Genomic DNA, 25,546 nt, shown 5'->3' on the forward strand with positions numbered 1-25,546 from the left:
ATTTGGCCTTACAAAGTCATTATCGCTCTGTCGGTTGTTAGGTATTTGTCTTGTGCTGTGCGCCTAGAGCTTGGTGCTGGTCGCTGTTTTTGCCAAATAAATCCTGTACTTGTGCGCAAGGAGCTGGGCTAAGCAGTGAGCCAATAACATAGGCTAACCCTGATAAAAACAGGCTAGGGATGATGGCATGTAAGCCTAATACTTTTATGCCCAAGGTCGCCAGAAGTCCGTAGCATATAGCGCCAGTAAGCATGGAGGCTAATGCGCCTACGGCCGTGCCGCGCCACCAGTATAATCCGAGCACTAATGGCCAAAAGAAAATGGCCTGTAGGGCGCCAAAGGCCAGTAAATTAAGCCAAATGATCATATCAGGTGGGCTAAGGGCGGCCCATAGTACGATTAAGCCAATCACTAAGGTCACCCCTCTGCTGGCTCGCTTAATCAATTGTGGCGAAGGCGGTTTGCGGCTCAAATAGTTAAGGTATAAATCTTTTACCAGTGTGGCTGACGCTTGGATTAACTGAGAGTCTATGGTCGACATAATTGCCGCCATGGGGCCGGCTAAAAATAAACCTGCCACTACCGGAGGAAGCACGGTTAGCATTAGGGTAGGCAGTACTTTATCGGGCACCGTTAGCTCTGGCACTAACACTCGACCAAGGGCACCGGCAAAGTGCATACCAAACATGAGTAGCGCGCCAACTAAGGTGCCAATTATAATGCCCCTGTGCATGGCTTTGCTGTCTTTATAGGCCAAGCAGCGCACGGCAGAATGAGGCAAGCCAATCACGCCAAAGCATACCAGTACCCAAAATGACAACATAAAACTGGTGCTTAAAAAGCCATCTGGCCCTTGAGGAGTGATAAGCCCTGGGTCTATCTCGGCCAGCTGACTAAACATGGCGCTGGCTCCGCCTCCGGTGTGTAATACACCCACTAACAGCACCAGCGTGCCAATCAGCATTAAAACACCCTGTACTGCATCGGTAAGCACCACGGCTCTAAAGCCGCCAATTAGGGTATAAAGCAAGACTGTGCCGGCAAAAATAATTAAGCCACCCTGATAGGGAAGTCCGGTCACGGTTTCAAGTAGGCGAGCACCGCCAATAAATTGCACCACCATGGTGGCAACAAAAGCCGCTAATAAGCCTAAGGCGGCCAAAATGACTACCAATGAGCTTCGATAACGCGCATAAAGCATATCGTTGATGGTTAAGGCGTTCACGCGTCTGGCAATATACGCAAATTGTTTGCCTAGCACGCCCAAAGTCAACCATACGGTGGGCACTTGGATCATCGCCAGCAACACCCAACCCAAGCCCATGCGATACGCAGCCCCCGGCCCCCCAATAAAAGAGGATGCCGAGGCATAGGTGGCCACCATTGTCATGGCCAATACAAAGCCACCCATGGAGCGGTTACCCAAAAAGTAATTTTCTATAAAGCTGCCTTGCTGTGGCCTGCGATTTAAATAAAAGCCCAGACCAAGCATCAGTATGAGATAGCTAATAAGGGGAAGGGTGAGTTTAAGATCCACAGAGTTTGTCTCTTTGTCGGCTATGGTTTGATGCTGAGTGGTGTTGCGCTAAATTGTGCGTGTTTAGAGATTTGGAGCTAAGTGCGACTGCGTTAAAGCAATAGCGCACCATAACCACACATAAGCCAACAAAAAGCAGGGGATTAAATAAGCAGCTTAATAAAAACCACAGTGGCCAGCCACCTAATGTGAGATGGGAAGGCGTTGCGTAGGCGCTTAGCCACCAAGCCAGCATATAAAGCACGGCCAATAACACGCTTAATAGTGCCTCGCGCCGAGCGATTGTGACAATCTTGTTCATTTTTTAGCAGGATCCTCTTTGCATTGGGAAAAGAGTAACATAAAAAATAGCGCCAAGCCCTAACAGACAGCTATACGCCTTACGCTTAGCGCTGTATTTCCGCTATAAAAAAACGACACCCTAGGGTGTCGTTGAGTTTTTATGCTGTTACCGGCTTTCACCAGTGCAAACCATCATTACAAACCGAGTTTTTTCTCTAGGTAGTGAATGTTGGTACCGCCGTTGCGGAAATTTTCGTCACGCATAATTTCTTGATGCAAAGGAATATTGGTTTTAATTCCTTCAATGACCAGCTCGTTTAAAGCGTGGGTCATGCGAGCGATAGCAATATCACGGTTTTCGCCGTAGCAAATAAGCTTGCCAATCATGGAGTCGTAATAAGGAGGTACCTTATAGCCGGCATAAATATGCGAGTCCCAACGTACGCCTAAACCACCAGGTGAGTGAAATAAGGTAATTTCACCCGGGCTTGGAATAAAGCTTTGTGGGTCTTCGGCGTTAATACGACATTCAATGGCGTGGCCGTGTACTGTGACTTGCTCTTGAGTAATAGACAGCGGCATGCCGGCAGCAATGCGCAGTTGTTCTTTTATCAAGTCAACACCGGTGATCATTTCGGTAATTGGGTGCTCTACCTGAATACGGGTGTTCATTTCAATGAAATAAAACTCGCCGTTTTCATATAAAAATTCAAAAGTACCGGCACCGCGATAGCCAATATCAACACAGGCTTTACAGCAGCGCTCACCAATAAATTTACGCATGGCTTCAGTAATGCCAGGAGCGGGGGCTTCTTCTACCACTTTTTGGTGGCGGCGTTGCATAGAGCAGTCGCGCTCACCTAAGTGAATAGCTTTACCTTGGCCGTCGGCTAAAATCTGAATTTCAACGTGGCGTGGGTTTTCTAGGAATTTTTCCATGTAAACCACGTCGCTACCAAAGGCGGCACCGGCCTCTGCTTTGGTCATAGCGATGGAGCTTTCTAGTTCGCTCTCGCTGCGTACCACACGCATACCACGACCACCACCGCCAGCGGCAGCCTTGATGATCACCGGATAACCAATGCGCTTAGCAATGGCGGCGTTTTTCTGGGTATCGTTACTAATAGGGCCGTCTGAACCAGGTACACAAGGTACGCCGGTTTTTTTCATGGCTTCAATGGCTGACACTTTGTCACCCATTAAGCGAATGGTATCGCCGGTTGGGCCTACAAATACAAAACCAGACTGCTCTACTTGATCAGCAAAGTCGGCATTTTCAGCCAAAAAGCCATACCCTGGGTGAATGGCTACCGCGTTAGTCACTTCTGCGGCGGCAATAATAGAGGGTATATTTAAGTACGACTGAGCAGACTGATTGCCACCAATACAGATGGATTCGTCGGCCAGTAATACGTGTTTTAGCTCACGGTCAGCCGTAGAGTGCACGGCCACCGTTTTAATTCCTAGCTCTTTACAAGCGCGTAGGATACGTAAGGCTATTTCACCGCGGTTAGCGATGACTACTTTATCCAGCATGAGACTTCCTTTATTCGATGATGAACAGCGGCTCGTCAAACTCAACCGGTTCGCCATTATCAACCAAAATTGCTTTCACTACGCCACTTTTTTCGGCTTCAATTTGGTTCATCATCTTCATAGCTTCAACAATGCAAAGAGTGTCACCCACATTAACGGTTTGACCCACTTCCACAAAGTTTGCCGCACCTGGGCTAGAGGCACGATAGAAGGTACCTACCATAGGTGAGCGCATGGTATGGCCACTTACGGCGGCTGGCGCGGCTTCTTCAGCAGCAGTTGCTGGTGCTAAAGCGGCTGCCATTGGCGCTGCAGGTGCGGCTTGAATTTGTTGATACTGCGGCTGTACTGCTTGTTGCTGGCCTGGGTTACCGTAACGGCTGATGCGAACCGACTCTTCACCTTCAGCAATTTCGAGCTCGGCAATGCCAGATTCTTCAACCAGTTCGATCAATTTTTTAATTTTGCGAATATCCATAAGTATTCTCTTGTTAGGTTGTACTAATTATTAAGTGAGGAAGGGTGGCGCAGTTGTCTGGCCGCCGCTTCTAGGGCAAATTCGTAACCATGGGCACCCAAGCCACTGATCACTCCTACTGCTTTATCTGCAAGGTAAGAGTGCTGGCGAAAGGGCTCACGGGCATGCACATTCGACAGATGTACTTCAATAAAAGGAATATTCACTCCTAATAACGCATCGCGAATGGCCACACTGGTGTGTGTAAACGCAGCAGGATTAATAATAATAAAATCTTGCTGGCCGTAAGCTTGGTGAATGGCGTCTATAAGTTGGTGCTCTGCATTAGACTGTAAATGGCTGAGTGTAACCCCTGCCTTGTGAGCTTGCTGCGTTAGCCTATCAACAATGTCGTTTAGGCTGTCTTGGCCATAGATACCGGGCTCGCGCTGTCCCAATAAGTTTAAATTGGGGCCGTTGAGCAATAAAATTCGGAATTTGTCGGCCATTGTGCAGCAATCCTCGTCTATCTTGCAGTGTTTGCAGTTAATTACAGAGAGACTAGCCGTTTTTACCTAGTGCTGGCAAATAAAATTACTCGACCGGGCTCAGATTGGTTAATTATAGTGATTTCGTGGAAATTGGCAGCAAAATACTGGTCTAATCACTAAATAAAGCTTCAATTTCTCTAAGAGGTTGCCTTAATTACGAATAAAGACAGCATCAGCCAAACGAATGCCGACCAGTAAAGCGCATATAGGCGATATTTCTGTGACCTATTCGATATTTTCGCCACTTAATTACAATTTTCCGCTTTTTCTCCATAATTGCCCTAAACCTTGAGCAAGCTTTATAAAAAAACGCCGCATCAGGCGGCGTTTGGTTTGCGGTGTGAATAAGCGGACTACTTAAGACGCTTGGCCGCGCTCTTCAATAAGGCGATCTACCACAGCCGGATCTGCCAGTGTTGACGTATCCCCTAAGCTGTCGGTTTCACCCGTGGCAATTTTACGCAAAATACGGCGCATAATTTTACCCGAGCGAGTTTTAGGTAAGCCTTCTGCCCAGTGAATAATATCGGGGGTGGCAATGGGGCCTATTTCTTGTCGTACCCACATCTTAATCTCTTTGTGCAGCTCAGCGCTCGGCTCTTCACCGTCGTTAAGGGTGATATAGGCATAAATGCCTTGGCCTTTAATGTCGTGCGGGACCCCCACAATGGCCGCTTCGGCAATTTTGGAGTGCGCCACTAAGGCCGACTCAATTTCGGCGGTGCCCATGCGATGCCCAGATACGTTAAGCACGTCATCTACCCGACCGGTTATCCAGTAGTAACCATCTTCATCACGTCTTGCGCCATCCCCACAAAAGTAGGTGCCAGGGAAAGTAGAGAAGTAGGTTTGTTCAAATCTGTCATGGTCGCCATAAATGGTGCGCATTTGGCCTGGCCAAGAATCTAAAATAACCAAGTTACCGTCTGTGGCCCCCTCCAAAACCGTCCCCTCACCATCAACCAAGGCTGGCTGCACACCAAAGAAAGGACGAGTGGCAGAGCCGGCTTTAAGTAAGGTGGCGCCGGGCAGTGGCGAGATTAAAATGCCGCCGGTTTCGGTTTGCCACCAAGTATCAACAATGGGGCAGCGCTCTTCACCAATAACGCGGAAATACCATTCCCAGGCTTCTGGGTTAATGGGCTCACCTACCGAACCCAAAATTCGCAAGCTACTGCGACTTGTGCCCTCAACGGCTTCATCGCCTTTGGCCATAAATGCACGAATGGCAGTGGGGGCTGTATAGAGAATATTCACCTGATGTTTATCAACAATCTGGCTCATGCGATTAGTTTTAGGGTAATTTGGCACACCTTCAAACATTAAGGTGGTGGCCCCGTTGGCTAAGGGGCCATACAGAATATAGGAGTGACCGGTAATCCAGCCCACATCGGCGGTACACCAATGCACATCACCCTGATGATAATCAAAAATATATTCAAACGTTAACGAGGCATACACTAAATAGCCGCCCGTGGTGTGCAATACCCCTTTAGGGGTGCCGGTAGAGCCTGAAGTATACAGAATAAACAGCGGATCTTCTGCACTCATCTCTTCGGGATCGCACTGAGCATCAACTGTGGTTATGGCTTCATGCCACCAAATATCGCGAGACGCATCCCAATTTATATCGCCACCCGTGCGCTGATAAACAATCACCTTGCAGTCGGGATGAATGCCAGGTTTTGTCAAAGCACTGTCTACGTTTGCCTTTAGCGGCACGGCTCTGCCACCGCGCAGGCCTTCGTCTGCGGTAATTACCACTCTGGCGTCTGAGTCAATCATACGGCTGGCTAGTGCATCTGGCGAAAAGCCGCCAAACACCACTGAATGCACGGCACCAATACGGGCACAGGCCAACATGGCCACGGCGGCTTCTACAACCATGGGCATATAAATGCTGACCACGTCGCCTTTGTTAACCCCTTGGGCTTTGAGTACGTTGGCAAAGCGGCAAACTTGTTCGTGTAATTGGCGATAAGTGACTTTTTTATCGTCGTCTGGGCTATCGCCTTCCCAAATAATGGCCACTTCATCGGCTTTGGTGGCTAAGTGACGGTCAATACAGTTAGCGGAGAGATTGAGAGTGCCGTCTTCAAACCATTTAATACTGATATGGCCGGGATCGTAAGAGGTATTTTTAACTTTGGTGTAGGGTTTTATCCAGTCTATGCGCTTACCTTGCTCGCCCCAAAATTGCTCTGGGTTGGCAATAGACTCTTGATACATGCGCTGATAGCCCGCCTCATCGACTAAGGCATGTTCAACAATATGAGGCATAACAGGATGAACCTTAGCTTCACTCATTATTCCGCTCCTTGGTGTAGTAACCAATAACCCTAGGGGATAGCTTATCGGTAAAGGGTATAAGGTTTATGTCATAATAGTTTATGTAGTAAAGGGATTATGTAGTTAAAGGCTAATGCAGTTAAGGTGGCGCAGAATATTTTTGCGCTCAATTAGACTTTTAGCTAACCATACCTCCATTACTAACATAAATTTTTGTCATTGTTATGGTTTTGTATGCTAATTGTGTGCGCCTTGTTCAACTTTTACCCGTTAACAGGCTTACTTATAATAAAAAGCGCTCGGCAAAGTAAATAACCACCCCATAGCGAGTAGCTTTACCGATAAAAACTAATAGGGTAAAGGGCAAAAGGCGCACTTTCATAATGCCGGCAATTAAGGTGAGGGCGTCGCCGCCAATGGGAGCCCAAGAGAGTAATAAGGTCCAAATACCAAAGCGTTGAAAGCGTGCCTGAGCGCGAGTGAGTGCTTTTTCTTTGATAGGAAACCAGCGTTTATGGCGATAATGCAGCAAGTATTTGCCCATCCACCAGTTGATGATTGAGCCTAAGGTATTACCTATGCTGGCCAATAACCAGAGCAATAAGGCGGCATCGGGCTGGCGGGTGAGCACAGCGGCTAACACCACCTCAGAATAAAAAGGGGCTATGGTGGCGGCCAATAAGCTGGCGCTAAAAACAATCAGGTAATCGAGCATTAGGGATAAAGTCGCTCAGCTGGTGCGGCTTTGGCTTTACTTACTAGGTGTTTAAAAATCGCCCGCTGATTGGCTAAGTAGGGCAGATACTCAGGGTGCCACTGCACGCCTAAAATATCATGCTCCCCTTGGTATTCAATGGCTTGAACAAAGCCATCTAAATCTGTCACCGTGACTTTGCATTGTTCGCCTATGCGCTTAATGGCTTGATGATGCAGGCTATTAATACGCCACTGGGGCTGGCCTATAAGTTGATATAAGAGACCGCTTTTGGTGCTGAGCGCGGTTTTCCGAGGCAGCAGGGTGCGACGGTTAGAAGTGTAATGACGTAGCGGACGAATATCTTGGTGCAGTGAGCCGCCTAACACCACATTGATTAACTGTGCGCCACGGCAAATACCCAATAAGGGTAATTGGGTGTGTAATGCATGCTGGATAAGGTCTATTTCAAAGGCGTCGCGCTCGGCATCGGCTGGGGCGCGCCCAGGCTCTGCAACATAAGGTTCTAACCCAGACTCCTCCGCATATAAAGCGGCATCGATATCGTCGCCACCGCCAATAATTAGCCCTTGTAACTTTTCTCTTTTATAAGTTTGAATACGTGATGGCGTGAGACGCAGTGCTTTGCCCCCTGCTAAAAAAATGGCAAAACGAGTGGCCCACCAAGCCCAAGGTAAGCGGCTGTCGGGGCCGGTTACGCCAATAAGAGGGGGATGAGTGTGCGCCTTTAACTGAGCCATTGTGCCACCTTATATTTCCAAGGATCTAAAAAGTCAGGCGTTAGCTGATCGAGATGATCAGCATAATGCTGGCATACCTGAGCCAGTTTTTGTTCATTATTGGCCAGCGCCTCTACTTGCAGCCAACCTTGCCAAGCATGAGCAAATGACCAATGCGGGTTATCAATATCTGAGTTGGGCAGTCGGTAGTGCAGGGTGGGCCTTTTATTTACTTTTGGGTCTTGTACCGCGCTTTGTACTAAGGCTTCATCGTGCCATGCCAATAGAGGCAATAAATCTAAAGCGCGATTACGACTTGGATTAAAGGCTAAATAATCGATACTAAAAGCTGCGATGCTTGGCCAGTATTGGGCATCAATCACTATGCGGCTATATTCTTGACTAAAGGCACGAATATAAGGGGACATTTTGCGCGCAGCAACTATGTCTTCGTGTGCTTCTAACCAATCGTGCAGGCATAAATAGGCTTTAACATAGCGCAGCAAAGTATAGCAGTCGGTGTTAGGCAGCTCGGGATTTAAGTGCAAACCAAAGGCGTAGTGTAGGGCATGGCGCGTGCCTTTGGCGCCGGCTTGTGCCAACTGGCTAAATAACGGCGTTAAGCTGTCTAGTTGCGACAGTGCCAAGGGCGGAGTGACCAGTTCAAGGGGCACTAATTGAAACGCTAACGAGCCCAGTAGTTCGGTAGCGGCTTGCTCTAACTCGCTGGGGGCTTGTTCGCGTTGCGCTCGAGCAAGGCGCTTTAAGTAGTCAAAATCAAGCTCAGCCCTAAAGGTGCCCATGGCGGTGGCAATATTAATTTCATAGTCTGAAACTGGCTCTAATTCACCCTTTAGTTGTGTGGCTAATATTTGGGCAAGTTGTGATAGAGACAGGCCATTTAACTCCAGCTCTACCCCAACACGGCGCTCATGCCCTTGAGCGGTGTGTGTATGTGCCGGTAAGCGAAGGGCCATGCTGCTTCCTTATGAAATACGCGATAAATGCCTAATATGGATCAGGCTGCTTGTTGTAACCACCAATAACCGGCAAAGCCGAGCCAACTGGCGATAAGTAATAGCCATGGTATCCAAGAGGGTAAGCCCGTCTTGCCATGGGGTGGCTCTGGTTGCTCCTGGTTTGGTTCATCACTTTGCTGGCTTTCAGCACGCAGCCGCTGTTTTTTTGCTTTATCTGCAGCCCGAGCGCGTGCTTTTTGCTGCTTTTTATATTCGTCTATGCCTTTTTGAATACCTTGAGCAATCAGTTTGGTTTGTTCTTTGGTTTGCCCAGGCTTTTGGGTGGCTTTGGCCATACGTTCGGCCTCGGCTTGGGTTTGTACCGACACCCCAGCTTTGCTTTTTTTGGGAGCGGCCATTTATTGTGCAACATTATTTAAGTAATGAATATCCATGCTAAACATGGCAAGTAACAAGGTGGCGGCACTGCCATAAAAGCCTTGTTTATCCTGTTGCTCGCATTGGCTTACAAATGCCGGTAATTCATTAAGCAGTACGTTATTAGCCAGCTCGCGCTGTTGGTCTAATAATGCCGTGCGGCTAGCATCGTCAGGGGCTGCTGCGGCTTTCATCGCCAGTGTAGCTACCATCTCTAAATGGTTGCAGATATTCAGCGGATCGTCGTCGGGCAATTGGGTGCCGTGCTCATGCAAGAGCACGCTTACAAAAAGTAACGATTCTTCACCACATTCAATTAAGGTGGAAACATCAAGTAATTGTTGCTCTACAAACAATTGCTGATAGTGCTGGCTAAGTTGATGTTGGGGGCTGGTGAGTGTTAATACTTTGGCAGTTTGTGCACGAAAGGCTTCTGTTGCTTCACGCAAGGGGTCAAGGGTTGCCAGACTGTCTAAAAAAGCGTGCATATCATAGCCACCAAATTGCTTTACTTCATCCTCCACTAACGGAGCGGCAAATAAAGCAGTAAACCAAGCGTAAAGTTCGGCTCGGCGCTGCGAGGTGACGTTAAAATGTGGCATAGGTTCCCCAACAAGTGTGGTTGTTATCGTATTCAAAAATAGGAGCATATTAAGCAACTGCTTAATATAATTGCGCTATTCTAGCGGCTTTATCTGCCAGATCTACCCCAGCATGCCTGACAATTCATCTCTATTTAAGGCGAGTTTGAAGCGATAACGGCCATCATATTTTACATAAAGATAAATAAGTGCTGCTAAGTGTGCAAGCGGGGCTAGGCTGCGCGCAGCCTAAAGGGTAAACTTAACAGATAAGGGTCGATTGATCCTATCCCCCCATGAGTCAGGAGAGACGGATGTTAAAGCGTGACATGAATATTGCCGATTATGATCCCCAGTTGTGGCAAGCTATTTGTGATGAAACCCAGCGCCAAGAAGAGCACATTGAGCTGATTGCATCAGAGAACTACACCAGCCCTCGAGTGATGCAAGCGCAGGGCTCTCAGCTGACCAATAAGTATGCTGAAGGGTATCCTGGCAAGCGCTTTTATGGCGGTTGTGAGTATGTGGATATTGCTGAAGAATTGGCCATTGAGCGTGCTAAGCAGTTATTTGGTGCCACTTATGCCAACGTGCAGCCGCACTCGGGCTCTCAGGCAAACTCGGCAGTATTTATGGCATTAGTGAAGCCTGGCGATACGGTAATGGGCATGAACTTGGCCCACGGTGGCCACTTAACACATGGTTCGCCGGCTAACTTCTCAGGAAAAATGTACAACATTATTCCTTATGGCATTAATGATGAAGGTGTCATTGATTACGAAGAAATGGAGCGCTTAGCGCTTGAGCATAAGCCAAAAATGATCATTGGTGGCTTCTCGGCCTTCTCTGGCATTGTCGATTGGGCGCGTATGCGTGAAATTGCCGATAAAATTGGCGCTTGGTTTATGGTTGATATGGCCCACGTTGCCGGCTTAATTGCCACCGGTCACTACCCAAGCCCGATTGAGCATGCGCATGTGGTCACCACCACCACCCATAAAACACTGGCCGGCCCTCGTGGTGGTCTAGTCTTGTCTGCCGCTAATGATGAAGCGCTAGAGAAAAAGCTAAACTCTGCTGTGTTCCCAGGTGGCCAAGGTGGCCCACTCATGCATGTGATTGCCGGTAAAGCCGTGGCCTTTAAAGAAGCCATGGAGCCTGAGTTTAAAGAATACCAAGGTCAGGTGCTAAAAAACGCCCAAGCCATGGCCGCCGCTTTTATTGAGCGTGGCTATAAAGTGGTGTCTGGTGGGACTCATAACCATTTATTTTTGGTTGATTTAATCGATAAAGGGATCACGGGTAAAGAAGCTGATGCCGCCTTAGGCAAAGCCTTTATTACGGTGAATAAAAACGCGGTCCCTAACGATCCTCGTTCTCCTTTTGTTACTTCAGGTATTCGTATTGGTACCCCAGCAGTAACACGCCGCGGCTTTAATGAAGCGGATGTACGCCAATTGGCGGGTTGGATTTGTGATGTGCTAGACAATATCAACGATGATGCCGCGATTGCTGGTGTAAAAGAGCAGGTGCAAGAAATTTGTCGCCGTCTGCCTGTTTATGCCTAATGGCCTAAGCTAAAAGATGAAAAGCGGGGCCTCGGGGCCCCGTTTTTTTTGCCGTCATCCTGACGAAAGTCAGGATCTCAAACAGACAGCTATACGCTTTACGCTGACCGCTATACGAGAAGATCAAAACAACACCGGTTTTAAATGTGGCGTGGTTTGATGGTTTTTTGTGTCGCTACGCGCCACCGTCCGCAAACAGATAGCTGACGCCGAGCGCTATACGAAAAAAATCAAAACCGGTGTGTTTCTTTAACGTACGGCGTGAAACGTACCGCGCTGGTTTTGGTGTTCAAACCATGCCGGACCTTAAAAATCACACCGTAGAGGCCGTTTCAGCTGGCCGGTTTTACTCACGGGGTTGACCTTGTCTTATATTAAAAATTAACCATTCATCATTAACCATTGTCGTTTGGGTGTTTGGTTTAACTGATAGCTGACGGCTGATAGCTGACAGCTTTCCTATAGCCGTTACTAGCATTCTTATGTCTGCTTATTTACACTAAAGGCCGATTTTTAGCCCTTGGAGGCCTCATGCACTGTCCTTTTTGTCAAACAACCGATACTAAAGTGATTGACTCGCGTTTAGTTGGCGAGGGCTTGCAGGTGCGCCGTCGGCGGGAGTGCTGCGCTTGTAAAGAGCGTTTCACTACCTTTGAAAGCGCAGAGCTGGTAATGCCAAGGGTGATTAAAACCAACGATGTACGAGAGCCTTTTAACGAAGCCAAGTTAGAAGCTGGCATGCAACGCGCATTAGAAAAGCGCCCTGTAAGTATCGAAGCAATAGAGCAGGCCGTGTGTCGCATTATGTCTCAATTACGCGCCACGGGTGAGCGAGAAGTTAAGTCTGAATATATCGGTAACTTGGTGATGGAAGAGCTTAAAGGGCTGGATAAAGTGGCCTATATTCGCTTTGCTTCTGTGTATCGTTGTTTTGAAGATTTACGTCAATTTGGTGAAGAAATCGCCCGGCTGGAGCAATAAGTGTTTAACTCTCAAGATGCGACTTATATGGCTCGCGCCTTGGCATTAGCCGCGCGCGGGCGTTTTACTGTTAGCCCTAACCCCGCAGTGGGCTGTGTGCTGGTCAAAGATAACCAGATTGTGGGGGAGGGGTATCACCAACAAGCCGGTGGCCCCCATGCCGAGGTGTTTGCCCTTCGCCAAGCCGCAGAGGCTACTAAAGGCGCCACCGCTTACGTTACCTTAGAGCCCTGCTCTCACTATGGCCGAACCCCACCTTGTGCTCAGGCGTTAATTGATGCGGGTGTGGTGCGTGTGGTGGTGGCCAGTGAAGATGCCAACCCTCAGGTGTCAGGCAGTGGCCTGCGCATGTTGCACGCGGCGGGCATAGATGCGAATGCCGGTTTAATGACCGCAGAGTCAGTGGCCATTAATCGAGGCTTTATGCACCGCATGCAAACCGGCAGGCCCTTTGTGACGCTAAAACTTGCCGCTACTCTAGATGGAAGAACCGCACTGGCCAATGGCCAAAGTCAATGGATCACCGGCCCCGCAGCACGACGCGATGTACAGCATCATAGAGCATTAAGCTGCGCCATTTTATCGGGGGCCGATACGGTGTTAGTGGACAACGCCAGCCTTAATGTGCGCTGGCAGGAGCTGCCCACCCAAGCACAGGCTGATTACGCCAACGCAATCTCTGACCAGAGTAAATGCCCAAGGGTGCGCCAACCGCTGCGCGTCATTATTGATACGCGCAACCGCCTGACTCCCTCGCTTAAGTTATTTAGTGTGCCAGGCCCCATCTTATTGGTGCGCGGCCAAGTGACTGGGGGCTTTACCGACCAAGTAGAAGAATGTGTACTCCCTCTTAGGGCAAACCATCAGCTTGATTTAACCGCTTTATTAACTGAGCTTGGCCGTCGCCAAATTAATGCGCTTTGGGTCGAAGCGGGGGCACGCTTAGGTGGGGCGCTATTAGAGGAAGAGCTAATTGATGAGCTGGTGTTATATCAAGCGCCTAAGTTAATGGGCAGCAGTGCCCGTGGATTATTTGATGTGCCAGAGCGTATTGCTATGAGCGAGGTCACTCAATTGCAGTGGCAAGATTGCCGCCATATCGGTAATGATATTAAATTAACGGCAACTTTTGTTAAAAACGAATCTTGAACCATGTAAAGGCGCCGGTTTATTGCATGCGACCCTGGCCGCTTGCGAATGTTGGCGCTTTCATCTCTATGTTCACCTGTTATAAAGCTGAAGGAAAATCCAATGGCGTTAAGTAGTCCCCAAGACATCATCGACGATATTCGTCAGGGAAAGATGGTTATTTTAATGGATGATGAAGATCGCGAGAACGAAGGCGATTTAATTATGGCCTCACACCATGTGCGCCCAGAAGACATTAACTTTATGGCGAAATACGGTCGTGGCCTTATCTGTTTAACGCTGACTGAGGCGCGCTGTCGCCAGTTAGATATCCCCCAAATGGTGAGTAATAATACCGAACAGTTTTCTACTGCTTTTACCGTGTCTATTGAGGCAGCTGAAGGGGTGACCACAGGTATTTCTGCCGCCGATCGTGCCCGTACCGTACAAGCGGCTGTGGCACCCGACGCTAAACCGAGCGATTTGGTGCAGCCTGGGCATATTTTTCCGCTAAAAGCACAAAACGGCGGTGTATTAACGCGCGCAGGCCACACCGAAGCCGGTTGTGATTTGGCCCGCTTAGCGGGATTTGAGCCCTCTTCAGTGATTGTTGAAATATTAAACGAAGACGGCACCATGGCGCGCCGCCCCGACCTAGAAGTGTTTGCTAAAGAGCACGACATTAAGCTTGGTACTATTGCTGATTTAATTGAATATCGTAATCAAAATGAAACCACCATAGAGCAAGTTTCGCGCTGTAACTTGCCCACCGAGTTTGGTGATTTTGAGTTAGTGACCTTTAGAGACACTATTGATAATCAAGTACATTTTGCTCTTAAAAAAGGCGAAGTTAACGCCGATGAGCCGGCTTTAGTACGGGTGCATATTCACGATATGTTTACTGATGTGTTAATGACAGACCGCCACTCGGCGCGCACTTGGCCGCTGAATAAGTCGATGCAGCGCATTGCCAATGAAGGCGGCGTGTTAGTGATTTTAGGCCGTGAAGAAACTCCTGATCATTTATTATCCCTAGTGCGCCAGTTTGAAGCGGTTGATAAAGGTGAGCGTCCAGCTGCGGCTAAGTGGCAAGGAACGTCTCGTCGAGTGGGGGTAGGCTCACAAATTTTGCAAGCCATGGGGGTGGGCAAAATGAAGCTGTTAAGCTCGCCTAAACGCTACCATGCCTTATCAGGGTTTGGCCTTGAAGTTGTTGAATATATTACTGATTAATAACTCATTGTCCTGTCTCTTCATCATATGTTTTCGTTGATGTTTGAGGAGGAGTCAGGCAGAGCGCACAACTGCGACCGACTCGCCGCTGGGCTAGCCACCTTTTCTGGGTAACGGCTGCAAATATTCACAGAATATTTGGTCCATTACCCCGCAAAGGTACACGGCAGCAAGCTGCCCCATACGGGTTCCGCCGCGCTATCTGACCGCCAAGGATGGCGGGAATGCAGAAATGGCAGGAGCATTTTTCTGCCATGGCGCGGAGGGTCGGCGAAGCTGATGCCCTCTGCCTTTCCATTAACATCTGAGTTGCCTGTCATTACAAACAGTCGGCATCGAAACATGAAGAAGAGACGGGAGGCATTGTCGTAGCCAACCGTCAAATGCCAGGGATGGCATTTGCCGAGCGCCGATGGGGCGAGCTTGTCTCGCCGTGACGAATTGTTTCTGCCTGACCGAACGTCCAGTGAATGTTCGCAGTAGGCAGAAACGATGAGTGTCATCAAACCAAGCGAGTTGGCGCAGGCAAGTCTGCCGGCTCTTCCTGCGTAATGACACTTTACAGACTTGTGACTAAGAGACAGGCTACTATCCCTTTGCTATGGAGAACTTCAAGTGACGCTTAATGCCATTATAAAAGAAACGGCTGCTAATCCGAGTGCTTGTGTGATTTGGTTACATGGCTTAGGTGCCAATGGCCATGATTTTGAGCCCATAGTGCCCGAGTTAGGCCTGCCCGCGAACAGCGCGGTACGTTTTATTTTTCCTCATGCACCGCAAATACCAGTGACCATTAATGGCGGGCATCGCATGCCAGCTTGGTACGATATAATGGCCATGACCTTAGACCGAGAAGTAGACGAGCGCCAGTTACGGGTATCGGCACGAGCTATTCAGGCCATTATTTACCAGCAAATAGCGGCCGGCATCGACAGTCGACGTATTTTGTTAGCCGGGTTCTCCCAAGGCGGTGCCGTGGCTTATGAAGCGGCGCTGAGTTGTGAGCAACCGCTGGCAGGCCTAATTGCCATGTCGACTTATTTAGCCACGGCGGACACAGTGCAGCGCCATCAAGCTAATAGTGCATTACCGATCAAGGTAATGCACGGCACCCGAGACGCGGTGGTGCCGTTAGCGCTCGGTGAGCGAGCCTGTCAGCAGCTGCAACAGTGGGGCTACACGCCTGAGTTTCACTCTTATTCGATGGAGCACAGCGTGTGTGCGGCAGAAATTGCCGATATCAGCCGCTTCTTATGCGCGCGCTTAGGCCTAGAAGGTTAACTCTAGGCCTAAGCAATTCATACCATTAGCGTCGAGTGATCGGCGCTATCTTTAATCTAACCTATCAGGAATATCCATGACCGAAAACGAGCTGATAACGGCATTGCAGCAATGCCCAGAACAAGTGGCTTTTGCCGATGCAATCGCGGTAATTGATGCCAACTACGAGTTTACGCCCACGGCTTTTACCAATGGCGGCTTAACGAATGAAGCAGGGCAAAATACGGGTTCGTGCAAAATTTTTGCCTTTGGCCAGTTACACCAGCTTACGCCAGATCAAACCTTAGGTTGTTTTGGTGAGCATTATCGAAGCGTACTATTGGATTTAGCAGGAGACAGCCACCAAAATATCCGCCACTTTATGCAACATGGTTGGGCGGGCATTGAGTACCAAGGCCAGGCATTAACCGCTAAAAGATAGTTCCCAGCACCAAGCCAGACACAAGGTGTGCATGTTGGCTTGGTACTAGGCACTAGGTGTGTGGCGCTTGCTTCTTAGACGATACCAAGTGAGTAGGCTGGCGCTGCGATAGCTAAGCAGGGCGGTGAGGATTAAGATACACCCCATTACTTTTTGGGCGGGCATGGGCTCGTGATACCAAAAAACACTGATCAAGACAGTCCAAATGGGCTCTAACATCATAATAAGTGCCGCATTACCCACGTTGCTGTACTTTTGGCCAACTGTTTGACTGCCAAAACGCAGTGAAGTAGCCAGTAATACACTGGCGGCAAACCATCCCCAAGTAACTGGCGCTATGTACGCCGGCCATTGTTCAAATAACACCGAATACAGCAAGTGCATTAAACCCACCACGGCTAGCTGAATGCAGGTGAGTGCCACAGGGTCGATGCGCCGTGCGAAGCGACTATTTAAATTAAAGTACATGGCCAGTGATAAGGAGGCGGCTAAGAAAAACGCTTGCCCTTTAGAAAAGCTTAAGCCATTGCCCATAGTCAGCAAAAATAACCCTACCACAGCAATAGGCAAGGCTAGCCAAAACGAACGCGTTGGTCGCTCTTTAAAGGTTAACCAGGCTAAAGGTGGCACCAGCAACATGGCCAAGCTCATAATAAAAGCGCCTTCGCCTATACCATGACTATTCGAAATTCCTTGGATCCAAAAAACTAAGTTTAAGGTCATGACCAAGCCAATGGCGGCAGCTTTTAGCAATAGCGCCAACGGCAGTGCAAACAGCTGTCGATAACAAAAGGGCAGCATAATGAGTGCGGCCAGAAAAAAGCGCCAACCAATAAAGCCAATGGGCGGAAGACCTGCAATGGCTTCTTTTGAAAAAAGCCAGCCCGCAGAGGCGAGTAGGGTGGCCAGTAATATGAATAAATCCCCTCGGCGTTCTGGCAACATAAATACCTCGTATTGTATGAAAGAACAAAGACAGAGCGCAGACTAGGTGCTCTCATTTATAACAGTGTGGTTCGGCCAAATATAAAGCTTAGTATGACTTATATTTGGCCGTAATTAGGACATTTTAACGCATAGTGAACTAACTGGTTATCAGTTTTACCTTATTTTATATTGCAATAATGCCTTGTTATTGTGTGATTGCAAAAGAAAGAGGAGAGGCGGTGGTGCGCTCGAGATGGCAGAACGTCATTCTGTTACTAAACTTCTAATGTAGGTGTAACGCTACAGAGTCGGCGTTATGGCGTGACTTCTTGGAGGTACCAATGGCAGAGAAAATTGAAAGCGCATCGACAGCTGAGTCCAGTGCTATTCAAGATACGCCACAACAAGTGGATATGGACTTTGGGGTTGCCATAGAGCGTATAGATAGTTGGATTGATGGCAGCATCCGCTTATTGCCTAACCTGATTGTTGCCACGTTATTTTTTGTTCTGTTTTATATTGTGGGTGTGTTGATACGGCGCTTTATTTTACGCCAAACCAGCCAGCGTGGCCGCGATAACTTAGGGGAGGTATTGGGGGGCTTTGTTAAGTGGGCTATTATTTTATTGGGCTTTTTATTGGCCGCGACCATAGTGATCCCCAGTTTAAAGCCCGGTGATCTTATTGCCGGTTTAGGGGTTAGCTCGGTGGCCATTGGTTTTGCATTTAAAGATATTTTACAAAACTGGTTGGCGGGCTTACTTATTTTGCTACGCCAACCCTTTAATCTTAACGATCAAATAGCGGTAAATGGTCACGAGGGGACAGTACAGCGCATAGAGACCCGAGCCACCCTGATTAAAACTTATGATGGCCAGCGTATTGTGATCCCCAATAGTGATATTTATACCCATGCAGTTAGGGTGATGACGGCGCATGATTATCGGCGTAGCCAATATGATGTAGGCATAGGTTATGACGACGATATAGATAAAGCATGTCAATTATTAGCGGCGGCCGTGTCTAAAGTGGCGGAGGTAGAGCAGGCGCCCGAAGCAGAAGCGTTACCTTGGGATCTCGCAGCCAGCTGGGTAACGATTCGAGTACGCTGGTGGACGCACAGCCATAGAGCTGACGTGACGCGTGTGCATGCACAAGTGATTCGTACTATTAAGTTGACCTTAGAGGAGGCGGGCATTGATATGCCAAGTGAGGGTTTAGTGTGTTGGCTACAAAAAACCGATGACACTGAAAATGAGAACGAAGGGCAAGATCCCACCGCTTTGACATAGCGGCATGAGTGATTTCCCTCCCTGATAATGTAGGGGATAAAGTATGATTGCTAAGTTCGTCATCTAATGACTTTTGTCACTCTCAGGTTGTGTTAGAATACGACCACTTTTTGTCTACACAGGGATTCCCATGAAGGTAATCGAAGGGCTAATGGCCGCTCCCGAAGCCAAGGTGGCGATCGTTGTCGCCCGCTTTAATAGCTTTATTAACGACAGCTTAGTGGCTGGCGCACTGGATGTGATCAAACGTCAGGGACAAGTAAAAGACGATAATATAACCTTAGTTAAAGTGCCTGGCGCCATTGAAATGCCATTGGTATGTAAAAAGCTAGCTAAAACCGGTGATTACGACGCCATTATTGCGCTGGGTTGTGTAATCCGTGGTGGTACCTATCACTTTGATTTAGTGGCGAATGAAAACAGCGGCAGCATGGCGCAGGTCATGATGGATCAAGAAGTTCCCATTGCCTTTGGCGTATTAACCACAGAAAACATAGAACAAGCCATTGAGCGTGCTGGCACCAAGGCGGGTAATAAGGGCGCAGAAGCCGCCCTCAGCGCACTTGAAATGATTAATGTCCTGCAACAGCTGGACTAAGAGGAGTATTGCATTGAAACCGTCCGAACGCCGCAAGGCCCGCCGTCTCGCTATCCAAGCCCTGTACCAGTGGCAGGTCACTCAGGATAACGTGGCAGATATTGCCCAGCAGTTTGCACTAGAACAAGATACTAAAGGTGTCGATTTGGATTACTTTCGTGATCTATTATTTGGCGTCTCTGTGCATGTTAACGAGCTGGATGCGGTGTACTCGCCTTATTTATCTCGTCCACTAGCCGATTTAGACTTGGTTGATAAGGCAGTATTGCGCTTAGCCTCTTATGAGCTAACGCGACGGGAAGATGTACCTTATCGCGTCGTGATTAATGAAGCCATTGAACTGGCTAAAGCATTTGCTGCTGAAGAAAGTCATCGTTTTGTGAACGGTGTGCTAGATAAAGTCACTAAGCAGTTGAAAAAATAACAATAAGTACGGGAAAAAAGCCAGCAATTGCTGGCTTTCATTTTTTATGAATGAATTCGATATAATAAAAAACTATTTTACGGTGGCCAGCCATCGTACAGACGTAGTGATGGGGCCTGGTGATGACTGCGCCCTGTTACAGATGCCGCCTAATACTCTACTAGCAGTAAGTACTGACACTCTGGTAAGCGGTGTACACTTTTTTGCTGATATGGCACCCGAGGCCTTAGGTCATAAAGCGCTGGCAGTTAATTTGTCTGATTTGGCCGCCATGGGCGCAGATCCTTGTTGGGTCTCGTTGGCGCTAACCTTACCTGATGTTGATCAAGACTGGATTCAGCAGTTTTGTGCGGGTTTTTTTGAGTTGGCAGAATATTATAATGTGGCGCTCATTGGCGGCGATATGACCAAAGGGCCGCTATCCATTACGGTTACAGTGCAAGGCACCTTACCAGAAGGAAAAGGGCTCAAGCGCAGTGGGGCGGAGGTTGGCGATGGTATTTATGTCACTGGTACGCTAGGCGATGCCGCGCTGGGTTTGCAACAGGCGTTAGGTAATATTGTGGTACCTGAAGCGCATAAAGAGTTTGTGCACCATAAGTTTGAGCATCCTCATCCGCGTATTTTAGTGGGACAGGCGCTGCGCGATATAGCCTCTAGCGCCTTGGACTTGTCCGATGGCCTACTGGGAGATTTAGCGCATATTACTCGTGCATCCGGTATGAGAGCTAAAATTGAACTCGAGCAGATCCCGTTAAGTGATGCGATGCAAGCGTCGGTATCACAAGAGCAAGCGTGGGAATTAGCCCTTACCGGCGGCGATGACTATGAACTCTGCTTTACGGTACCTGAGCTATACCGTGGTCAATTAGAAACCGCCTTAGCACATTGTGGCGTCAAGTTTACCCGTATTGGTCGCATGTTAAAGGGAGACCCTGAGGTTGCGATCACCTTAGAAAATGCGCCTTATCAGCTACAAAATCAAAGCTGGGATCACTTTCGCCAGTCTTAGTAGCCGTTAAAGAAAGTCGTTTTTTAACGTGATACGCCTAACGTTAAACATAAACTTAATGTTGTAGTACGGCGTTTAACCGCTTGTTTTGACTCAGGAGTGTGAATAATGAGAAAGCCTGAATTGGCGCCATTAAAGCTATCTAACCCTGTGCATTTATTAGCGCTCGGGTTTGGTAGTGGGTTAAGCCCCATTATGCCCGGCACCATGGGAACGCTGGCGGCCATTCCCTTATATTTGTTGATACAGGGCTTATCGGCACCTTGGTATATTGCCATTTTAGTGCTGGGCTTTATTGTTGGTATGTGGATTTGTGATGTGGCGACAAAAGCCATAGGTCAGCCCGATCACGGTGCCATAGTGTGGGATGAAATTATTGGTTTTGGCATCACCATGTTTGCCGCCCCTGCCGGTGTCGTCTGGATTGTGGTGGGCTTTGTGCTGTTTCGGATTTTCGATATTTTAAAGCCGTGGCCCATTCGCTGGTTTGATCGACGTATTCACGGTGGCTTTGGCATTATGTTAGACGATGTGATTGCCGGTTTATTCGCCTTAGCCTGCTTACAGTTACTAGCCCAGTATTTTTAGTCAAATCTAAACACCGCGAAAACAACGCGGTACGTTTTACGCTGACCGCCTTACGTTAAAGAAAACACCGTTTTTTCGTACAGCGGTTGGCGTAAAGCGTATGGCTGTTTGTTGGATGGATTGCCGCGTCGCTACGCTCCTCGCAATGACGAAAGGGGGATCTGGTTTTTTGTAGGGTCGAATTCATTCGACCAAAAAAGAGCAGCCCAGCGCCGATAGAGTGCGCATTCTCCATCACGGACAAACCACATTGTTTTTCTTTAACTTATAGCTGACAGCTTTCCCTTTCACACCACTTTTAGAATAAAAACTCCAGTAATGTTGCGCTTATGCTTGACCTTTGCCGTGCGCTCAGTCATAAAACCTATCTACTGTATTGTCTTTGACATTTATTGCTGGTTTTGTGAACTCATCCCGAATCAGTGGGGATTATCTTGGTATAAAGAGACGCGCATAATAACAAAAGCAGCAAGATGCGAGTGGCTGAGGCTATCAGTCCCGTGTAATGGATGATGGCGTAAACGGATTTTGAGGATCAGCATGTCCCTGTTAGAAGTAAAAAACCTACGAATTGAATATCCTTCTCGCCATGGTGTGATGGCCGCGATTGATGATCTTTCATTAAATATCGAAAGAGGTGAGATCTTAGGCGTAGTCGGGGAATCGGGGGCGGGTAAGTCTACCGTGGGTAACGCTGTTATCGATTTATTAAGCCCGCCTGGGCGCATTGCCAGTGGTGATGTTTTTTTAGATGGCCAGAAGATATCTGGTTTAAGCCCAAGCCAAATGCGCACCCTGCGTGGCAGCCGTATTGGCTTTATTTTTCAAGATCCCATGACCTCGCTTAATCCACTGTTTAGTGTGGAATACCAAATGGTGGAAACCCTGCTCGCCAATACGGACATGAGTCGGGAGGCGGCCCGTAAAAAATCCATTTCGTTATTAGATGCGGTAGGTATTCCTGAGCCTGAGCTGCGCATTAAGCAATATCCCCATCAATTTTCCGGCGGTATGCGCCAACGGGTGGTGATTGCCATTGCGCTATCTTGTGATCCTGAGCTGATTATTGCCGATGAGCCGACCACGGCACTGGATGTGTCGATTCAAGACCAAATTTTGACGCTTATTAGAAACTTATGTAAAGAGCGTAACGTGGGTTGCATGCTAGTGACGCATGATATGGGCGTGGTATCGAATGTGACCGACCGAGTCGCCGTTATGTATCGTGGTCGGTTAATGGAAATGGGCTCCACAGAGCAAGTGCTGGGCGCGCCTAGTCATGATTATACCAAGAGTCTCATTTCTGCCGTCCCTCGATCAGATGTGAAGTTACATCGCTTTCCGCTGGTGTCTTATATTGAAGACGCCAGAGAAAAAGTCACCCTAGATCTGAAAAGCCACTGGCTAGGCCAAAGCCAAGATCAACGTGAATATAGCGGCCCCTTATTACGCGTTGAACATTGTAATTTGCGCTTTATTACCAAAGATTCAATGTTCGCCGCTCGCCGTCAATATATACAAGCGACCAATGATGTGAGCTTTAACATTGAAGAAGGCGAAACCTTTGGCTTAGTGGGGGAGTCAGGATCGGGCAAGTCGACCATAGCCCGCTCTATTACTGGGTTATACCCACCCGATAGCGGCAAGATTTGGTTTGAGGGCGTTGATCTCACCGCCATTAAAAGTGAAAAAGCGCGTCGTCCTTTACGCCGACAAATGCAAATGGTGTTTCAAAACCCTTATTCTTCACTTAATCCGCGAATGCGAGTTGCAGATATTATTGCTGAGCCGATTCGCTTTCATCAATTAGCCAATAACGAGGCGCAAATTAGCGGCATTGTGCATGATCTGCTCGATTATGTGGGCTTGGGGCGCGCGGCGGGTTTGAAGTTTCCTCATGAGTTTTCTGGCGGACAGCGCCAGCGAATTTCTATTGCTCGCGCACTGGCTACCCGCCCTCGATTACTGATTTGTGATGAGCCAACCTCGGCGTTAGATGTGTCGGTGCAGGCGCAAATTCTTAACTTATTAAAAGACTTACAAGACGAATTAAAACTGACCATGCTGTTTATTAGTCACGACTTGCCAGTGATCCGTCAAATGTGTGATCGCATCGGTGTGATGAAGCAAGGGCAGTTAGTGGAAGTGGCAGCAACCGAACAATTATTTACCCATGCCAGCGATCCTTACAGTCGCTCGCTTATTTCGTTAATGCCCGAGTTTAAGGGGATGTCACGAGAAGGTCTGGATATTGCCGAGGCAAGCGCAATATCTTCATAATTAGTTGATCGTTAACCATATCAATGGAGTGTTACATGAAAAAAGGACTCAACAAAATAACCACCGCCTTGCTGGCTGCAGGCATGGCATTTAGTGCACAAGCGGCAGATATCACTATTGCTTATGATGCCGATCCTGTGTCTATGGATCCTCATGAGCAAATATCAGGTGCTACATTAGAAATGTCTCACTTGTTGTTCGACCCCTTAGTGCGTTGGACCAAAGACTTTGAAATTGAGCCGCGTTTGGCTGAAAGCTGGGAGCGCCGAGATGAAAACACAGTGCGCTTTCATTTGCGCCAAGGGGTTAAGTTTCATAGCGGTAATGAGTTTAGTGCCGACGATGTTGTATGGACCCTTAATCGCCTCAAAGCCTCGCCTGACTTTAAGGCCATTTTTGACCCCTTTAGTGCCGCCACTAAAGTGGATAAATACACGGTGGATTTAGTAACGAAAGGGCCTTTTCCATTAGTGCTTAATACCGTTACCTATTTATTCCCAATGGACTCTCAACATTACAGTGGTCAAACCGCCGAGGGGAAAGATAAAGCTGCATTGGTAAAACACGGTAGTTCTTTTGCCTCTACCAACCCCTCTGGTACTGGGCCATTTACCCTTAAATCTCGCCAGCAAGGCGTAAAAGTGGAATATGAGCGCAACGCTGATTATTGGGACACTGAGTCTAAGGGCAATGTGCAAAACATGACCCTAGTACCCATTAAAGAAGATGCCACTCGAGTAGCGGCCTTGTTAGCTGGGGATGTTGATTTTATTAAGCCGGTGTCACCTAACGATCAAAGACGCGTTAAATCTGCCGATGGCGTTAAGCTGGTGACCGAATCTGGTACGCGCATTATTACCTTTCAGTTAAACCAAGATAGCTTTGAACCCTTTAAAGATGTACGAGTTCGCCAAGCCATCAACTATGCGGTTAATCAAGACGGCATTGTAAAACGCATTATGCGCGGCTTTGGTACCACGGCTTCTCAGCAAACGCCTGCCGGCTATGTGGGGCATAATGCTGAGCTTAAACCCCGTTATGATGTGAAAAAAGCCAAAGCCTTGATGGCCGAAGCCGGCTACGAAGAGGGCTTTAAAATCAGCATGATTGCGCCTAATAACCGCTATGTGAATGACTTTAGAGTTGCCGAAGCGGTAAAAGCCATGCTGGCGCGCATTAATATTGATGTCGATCTGAAGACAATGCCGGTGGCGCAATATTGGCCTGAGTTTGATAAGTGTGCGGCAGATATGCTGATGATAGGCTGGCACTCAGACACTGAAGATGCGGCTAACTTCTCTGAGTTTTTAACCATGACGCGCAGCGAAGAAACCGGCCGTGGTCAGTACAACTGTGGGCATTATTCTAACCCTGAGCTCGATGAGCTAGTGGAATCGGCAAACTTAGAAACCGACGGTGAAAAGCGCGGCCTCATGTTACAAAAAGCAGAGCGAATTCTGTATGACGATGCGGCATTTGTACCACTGCACTGGCAAGATCTTGCTTGGGGGGCGCGTAATAATGTGGGCGCAGAGGCAGTGGTTAACGCCATGGATTTCCCCTACCTAGGTGACCTAGTCGTTAACGACCAATAATTACCCGTGCAGCTAAGTAACACTACGTAGTTGATATGGATTCCGTGGCCAACTTTCTTTAAAGACTAAAGATTTTCTTGGCCACGGAATACACGGAATCCACGGAAAAATTAAGACCAAAATGAATGTTGGCGTGGTAAGACCTTAAAAGAGT

At 48.2% G+C, this 25,546-nt stretch carries 25 protein-coding genes; 13 read left to right on the top strand and 12 right to left on the bottom strand.

What is annotated here, in order from left to right; genetic code table 11:
* Nucleotides 1–37: 37 nt before the first annotated feature.
* From panF to J3U76_RS02045, 11 genes are all read right to left on the bottom strand, one after another.
* A complete protein-coding gene (gene panF / locus J3U76_RS01995; protein WP_208003997.1) occupies nt 38–1,537 on the bottom strand; it encodes a sodium/pantothenate symporter in 1,500 nt (499 codons plus the stop codon).
* Nucleotides 1,527–1,838, bottom strand: a complete 312-nt coding sequence (locus J3U76_RS02000) for a DUF997 family protein (protein WP_208003998.1) — start codon at nt 1,836–1,838, stop codon at nt 1,527–1,529. The genes panF and J3U76_RS02000 overlap by 11 nt, the downstream gene beginning before the upstream one ends.
* A gap of 176 nt (nt 1,839–2,014) precedes the next feature.
* Nucleotides 2,015–3,355, bottom strand: a complete 1,341-nt coding sequence (gene accC / locus J3U76_RS02005; RefSeq protein WP_208003999.1) for an acetyl-CoA carboxylase biotin carboxylase subunit — start codon at nt 3,353–3,355, stop codon at nt 2,015–2,017.
* A 10-nt stretch (nt 3,356–3,365) separates the two neighbouring features.
* A complete protein-coding gene (accB, locus tag J3U76_RS02010) occupies nt 3,366–3,833 on the bottom strand; it encodes an acetyl-CoA carboxylase biotin carboxyl carrier protein (RefSeq protein WP_208004000.1) in 468 nt (155 codons plus the stop codon).
* A gap of 23 nt (nt 3,834–3,856) precedes the next feature.
* Nucleotides 3,857–4,321: a type II 3-dehydroquinate dehydratase gene (aroQ, locus tag J3U76_RS02015; RefSeq protein ID WP_208004001.1), complete on the bottom strand. Its 465-nt coding sequence runs from the start codon at nt 4,319–4,321 to the stop codon at nt 3,857–3,859.
* A gap of 399 nt (nt 4,322–4,720) precedes the next feature.
* The gene (gene acs, locus J3U76_RS02020; RefSeq protein ID WP_208004002.1) at nt 4,721–6,670 is read right to left on the bottom strand and encodes an acetate--CoA ligase; all 1,950 of its coding nucleotides are present in this window, start codon (nt 6,668–6,670) and stop codon (nt 4,721–4,723) included.
* Between the two features lie 265 nt (nt 6,671–6,935).
* Nucleotides 6,936–7,367 (bottom strand): YqaA family protein, encoded by a 432-nt coding sequence (locus J3U76_RS02025; protein WP_208004003.1) that lies wholly within the window; start codon nt 7,365–7,367, stop codon nt 6,936–6,938.
* Nucleotides 7,367–8,107 carry a gamma-glutamyl-gamma-aminobutyrate hydrolase family protein gene (locus J3U76_RS02030; protein WP_208004004.1) on the bottom strand — a complete coding sequence of 247 codons (741 nt, stop codon included), beginning with the start codon at nt 8,105–8,107 and terminating at the stop codon, nt 7,367–7,369. The genes J3U76_RS02025 and J3U76_RS02030 overlap by 1 nt, the downstream gene beginning before the upstream one ends.
* The gene (locus J3U76_RS02035) at nt 8,095–9,063 is read right to left on the bottom strand and encodes an amidoligase family protein (RefSeq protein WP_208004005.1); all 969 of its coding nucleotides are present in this window, start codon (nt 9,061–9,063) and stop codon (nt 8,095–8,097) included. Before J3U76_RS02035 ends, J3U76_RS02030 begins: the two co-directional genes overlap by 13 nt.
* A 41-nt stretch (nt 9,064–9,104) precedes the next feature.
* Complete coding sequence (locus tag J3U76_RS02040) at nt 9,105–9,464, bottom strand: DUF2956 domain-containing protein (RefSeq protein WP_208004006.1); 360 nt, start codon at nt 9,462–9,464, stop codon at nt 9,105–9,107.
* Nucleotides 9,465–10,085: a molecular chaperone TorD family protein gene (locus J3U76_RS02045; RefSeq protein ID WP_208004007.1), complete on the bottom strand. Its 621-nt coding sequence runs from the start codon at nt 10,083–10,085 to the stop codon at nt 9,465–9,467.
* 293 nt (nt 10,086–10,378) lie between these two features.
* On the opposite strand from J3U76_RS02045, the gene glyA reads away from it, so the two are divergent.
* From glyA to J3U76_RS02075, 6 genes are all read left to right on the top strand, one after another.
* The gene (gene glyA, locus J3U76_RS02050; RefSeq protein WP_208004008.1) at nt 10,379–11,632 is read left to right on the top strand and encodes a serine hydroxymethyltransferase; all 1,254 of its coding nucleotides are present in this window, start codon (nt 10,379–10,381) and stop codon (nt 11,630–11,632) included.
* Nucleotides 11,633–12,163: 531 nt separating this feature from the next.
* Nucleotides 12,164–12,613: a transcriptional regulator NrdR gene (gene nrdR, locus J3U76_RS02055; RefSeq protein WP_208004009.1), complete on the top strand. Its 450-nt coding sequence runs from the start codon at nt 12,164–12,166 to the stop codon at nt 12,611–12,613.
* Nucleotides 12,614–13,762: a bifunctional diaminohydroxyphosphoribosylaminopyrimidine deaminase/5-amino-6-(5-phosphoribosylamino)uracil reductase RibD gene (ribD, locus tag J3U76_RS02060; protein ID WP_208004010.1), complete on the top strand. Its 1,149-nt coding sequence runs from the start codon at nt 12,614–12,616 to the stop codon at nt 13,760–13,762.
* A gap of 102 nt (nt 13,763–13,864) precedes the next feature.
* Nucleotides 13,865–14,974, top strand: coding sequence for a bifunctional 3,4-dihydroxy-2-butanone-4-phosphate synthase/GTP cyclohydrolase II (ribBA, locus tag J3U76_RS02065; RefSeq protein WP_208004011.1), 1,110 nt, complete (start codon nt 13,865–13,867; stop codon nt 14,972–14,974).
* Nucleotides 14,975–15,589: 615 nt separating this feature from the next.
* Nucleotides 15,590–16,255 carry an alpha/beta hydrolase gene (locus J3U76_RS02070; RefSeq protein WP_341534284.1) on the top strand — a complete coding sequence of 222 codons (666 nt, stop codon included), beginning with the start codon at nt 15,590–15,592 and terminating at the stop codon, nt 16,253–16,255.
* A 76-nt stretch (nt 16,256–16,331) separates the two neighbouring features.
* Nucleotides 16,332–16,676, top strand: coding sequence for a HopJ type III effector protein (locus J3U76_RS02075; protein WP_208004012.1), 345 nt, complete (start codon nt 16,332–16,334; stop codon nt 16,674–16,676).
* Between the two features lie 45 nt (nt 16,677–16,721).
* Here the strand turns inward: J3U76_RS02075 and J3U76_RS02080 are convergent, their stop codons facing one another.
* Nucleotides 16,722–17,621 carry a DMT family transporter gene (locus J3U76_RS02080; protein ID WP_208004013.1) on the bottom strand — a complete coding sequence of 300 codons (900 nt, stop codon included), beginning with the start codon at nt 17,619–17,621 and terminating at the stop codon, nt 16,722–16,724.
* 323 nt (nt 17,622–17,944) lie between these two features.
* Between J3U76_RS02080 and J3U76_RS02085 the strand changes: the two genes are divergently transcribed.
* The 7 genes from J3U76_RS02085 to J3U76_RS02115 all read left to right on the top strand — a co-directional run bounded on the left by J3U76_RS02085 (nt 17,945) and on the right by J3U76_RS02115 (nt 25,392).
* Nucleotides 17,945–18,895 carry a mechanosensitive ion channel family protein gene (locus J3U76_RS02085; RefSeq protein ID WP_208004014.1) on the top strand — a complete coding sequence of 317 codons (951 nt, stop codon included), beginning with the start codon at nt 17,945–17,947 and terminating at the stop codon, nt 18,893–18,895.
* A gap of 130 nt (nt 18,896–19,025) precedes the next feature.
* Nucleotides 19,026–19,493 carry a 6,7-dimethyl-8-ribityllumazine synthase gene (gene ribH, locus J3U76_RS02090; protein ID WP_208004015.1) on the top strand — a complete coding sequence of 156 codons (468 nt, stop codon included), beginning with the start codon at nt 19,026–19,028 and terminating at the stop codon, nt 19,491–19,493.
* A 13-nt stretch (nt 19,494–19,506) separates the two neighbouring features.
* Nucleotides 19,507–19,917 carry a transcription antitermination factor NusB gene (gene nusB / locus J3U76_RS02095; RefSeq protein WP_208004016.1) on the top strand — a complete coding sequence of 137 codons (411 nt, stop codon included), beginning with the start codon at nt 19,507–19,509 and terminating at the stop codon, nt 19,915–19,917.
* Between the two features lie 46 nt (nt 19,918–19,963).
* Nucleotides 19,964–20,929 (top strand): thiamine-phosphate kinase, encoded by a 966-nt coding sequence (thiL, locus tag J3U76_RS02100; RefSeq protein WP_208004017.1) that lies wholly within the window; start codon nt 19,964–19,966, stop codon nt 20,927–20,929.
* A 108-nt stretch (nt 20,930–21,037) separates the two neighbouring features.
* The gene (locus J3U76_RS02105; RefSeq protein ID WP_208004018.1) at nt 21,038–21,517 is read left to right on the top strand and encodes a phosphatidylglycerophosphatase A family protein; all 480 of its coding nucleotides are present in this window, start codon (nt 21,038–21,040) and stop codon (nt 21,515–21,517) included.
* A 540-nt stretch (nt 21,518–22,057) separates the two neighbouring features.
* Nucleotides 22,058–23,797, top strand: coding sequence for a dipeptide ABC transporter ATP-binding protein (locus J3U76_RS02110; RefSeq protein ID WP_208004019.1), 1,740 nt, complete (start codon nt 22,058–22,060; stop codon nt 23,795–23,797).
* A gap of 35 nt (nt 23,798–23,832) precedes the next feature.
* Complete coding sequence (locus J3U76_RS02115; protein WP_208004020.1) at nt 23,833–25,392, top strand: ABC transporter substrate-binding protein; 1,560 nt, start codon at nt 23,833–23,835, stop codon at nt 25,390–25,392.
* Nucleotides 25,393–25,546: the final 154 nt, after the last annotated feature.

The sequence above is a fragment of the Oceanisphaera pacifica genome (genome assembly GCF_017498065.1).
GTDB lineage: Bacteria > Pseudomonadota > Gammaproteobacteria > Enterobacterales > Aeromonadaceae > Oceanimonas > Oceanimonas pacifica.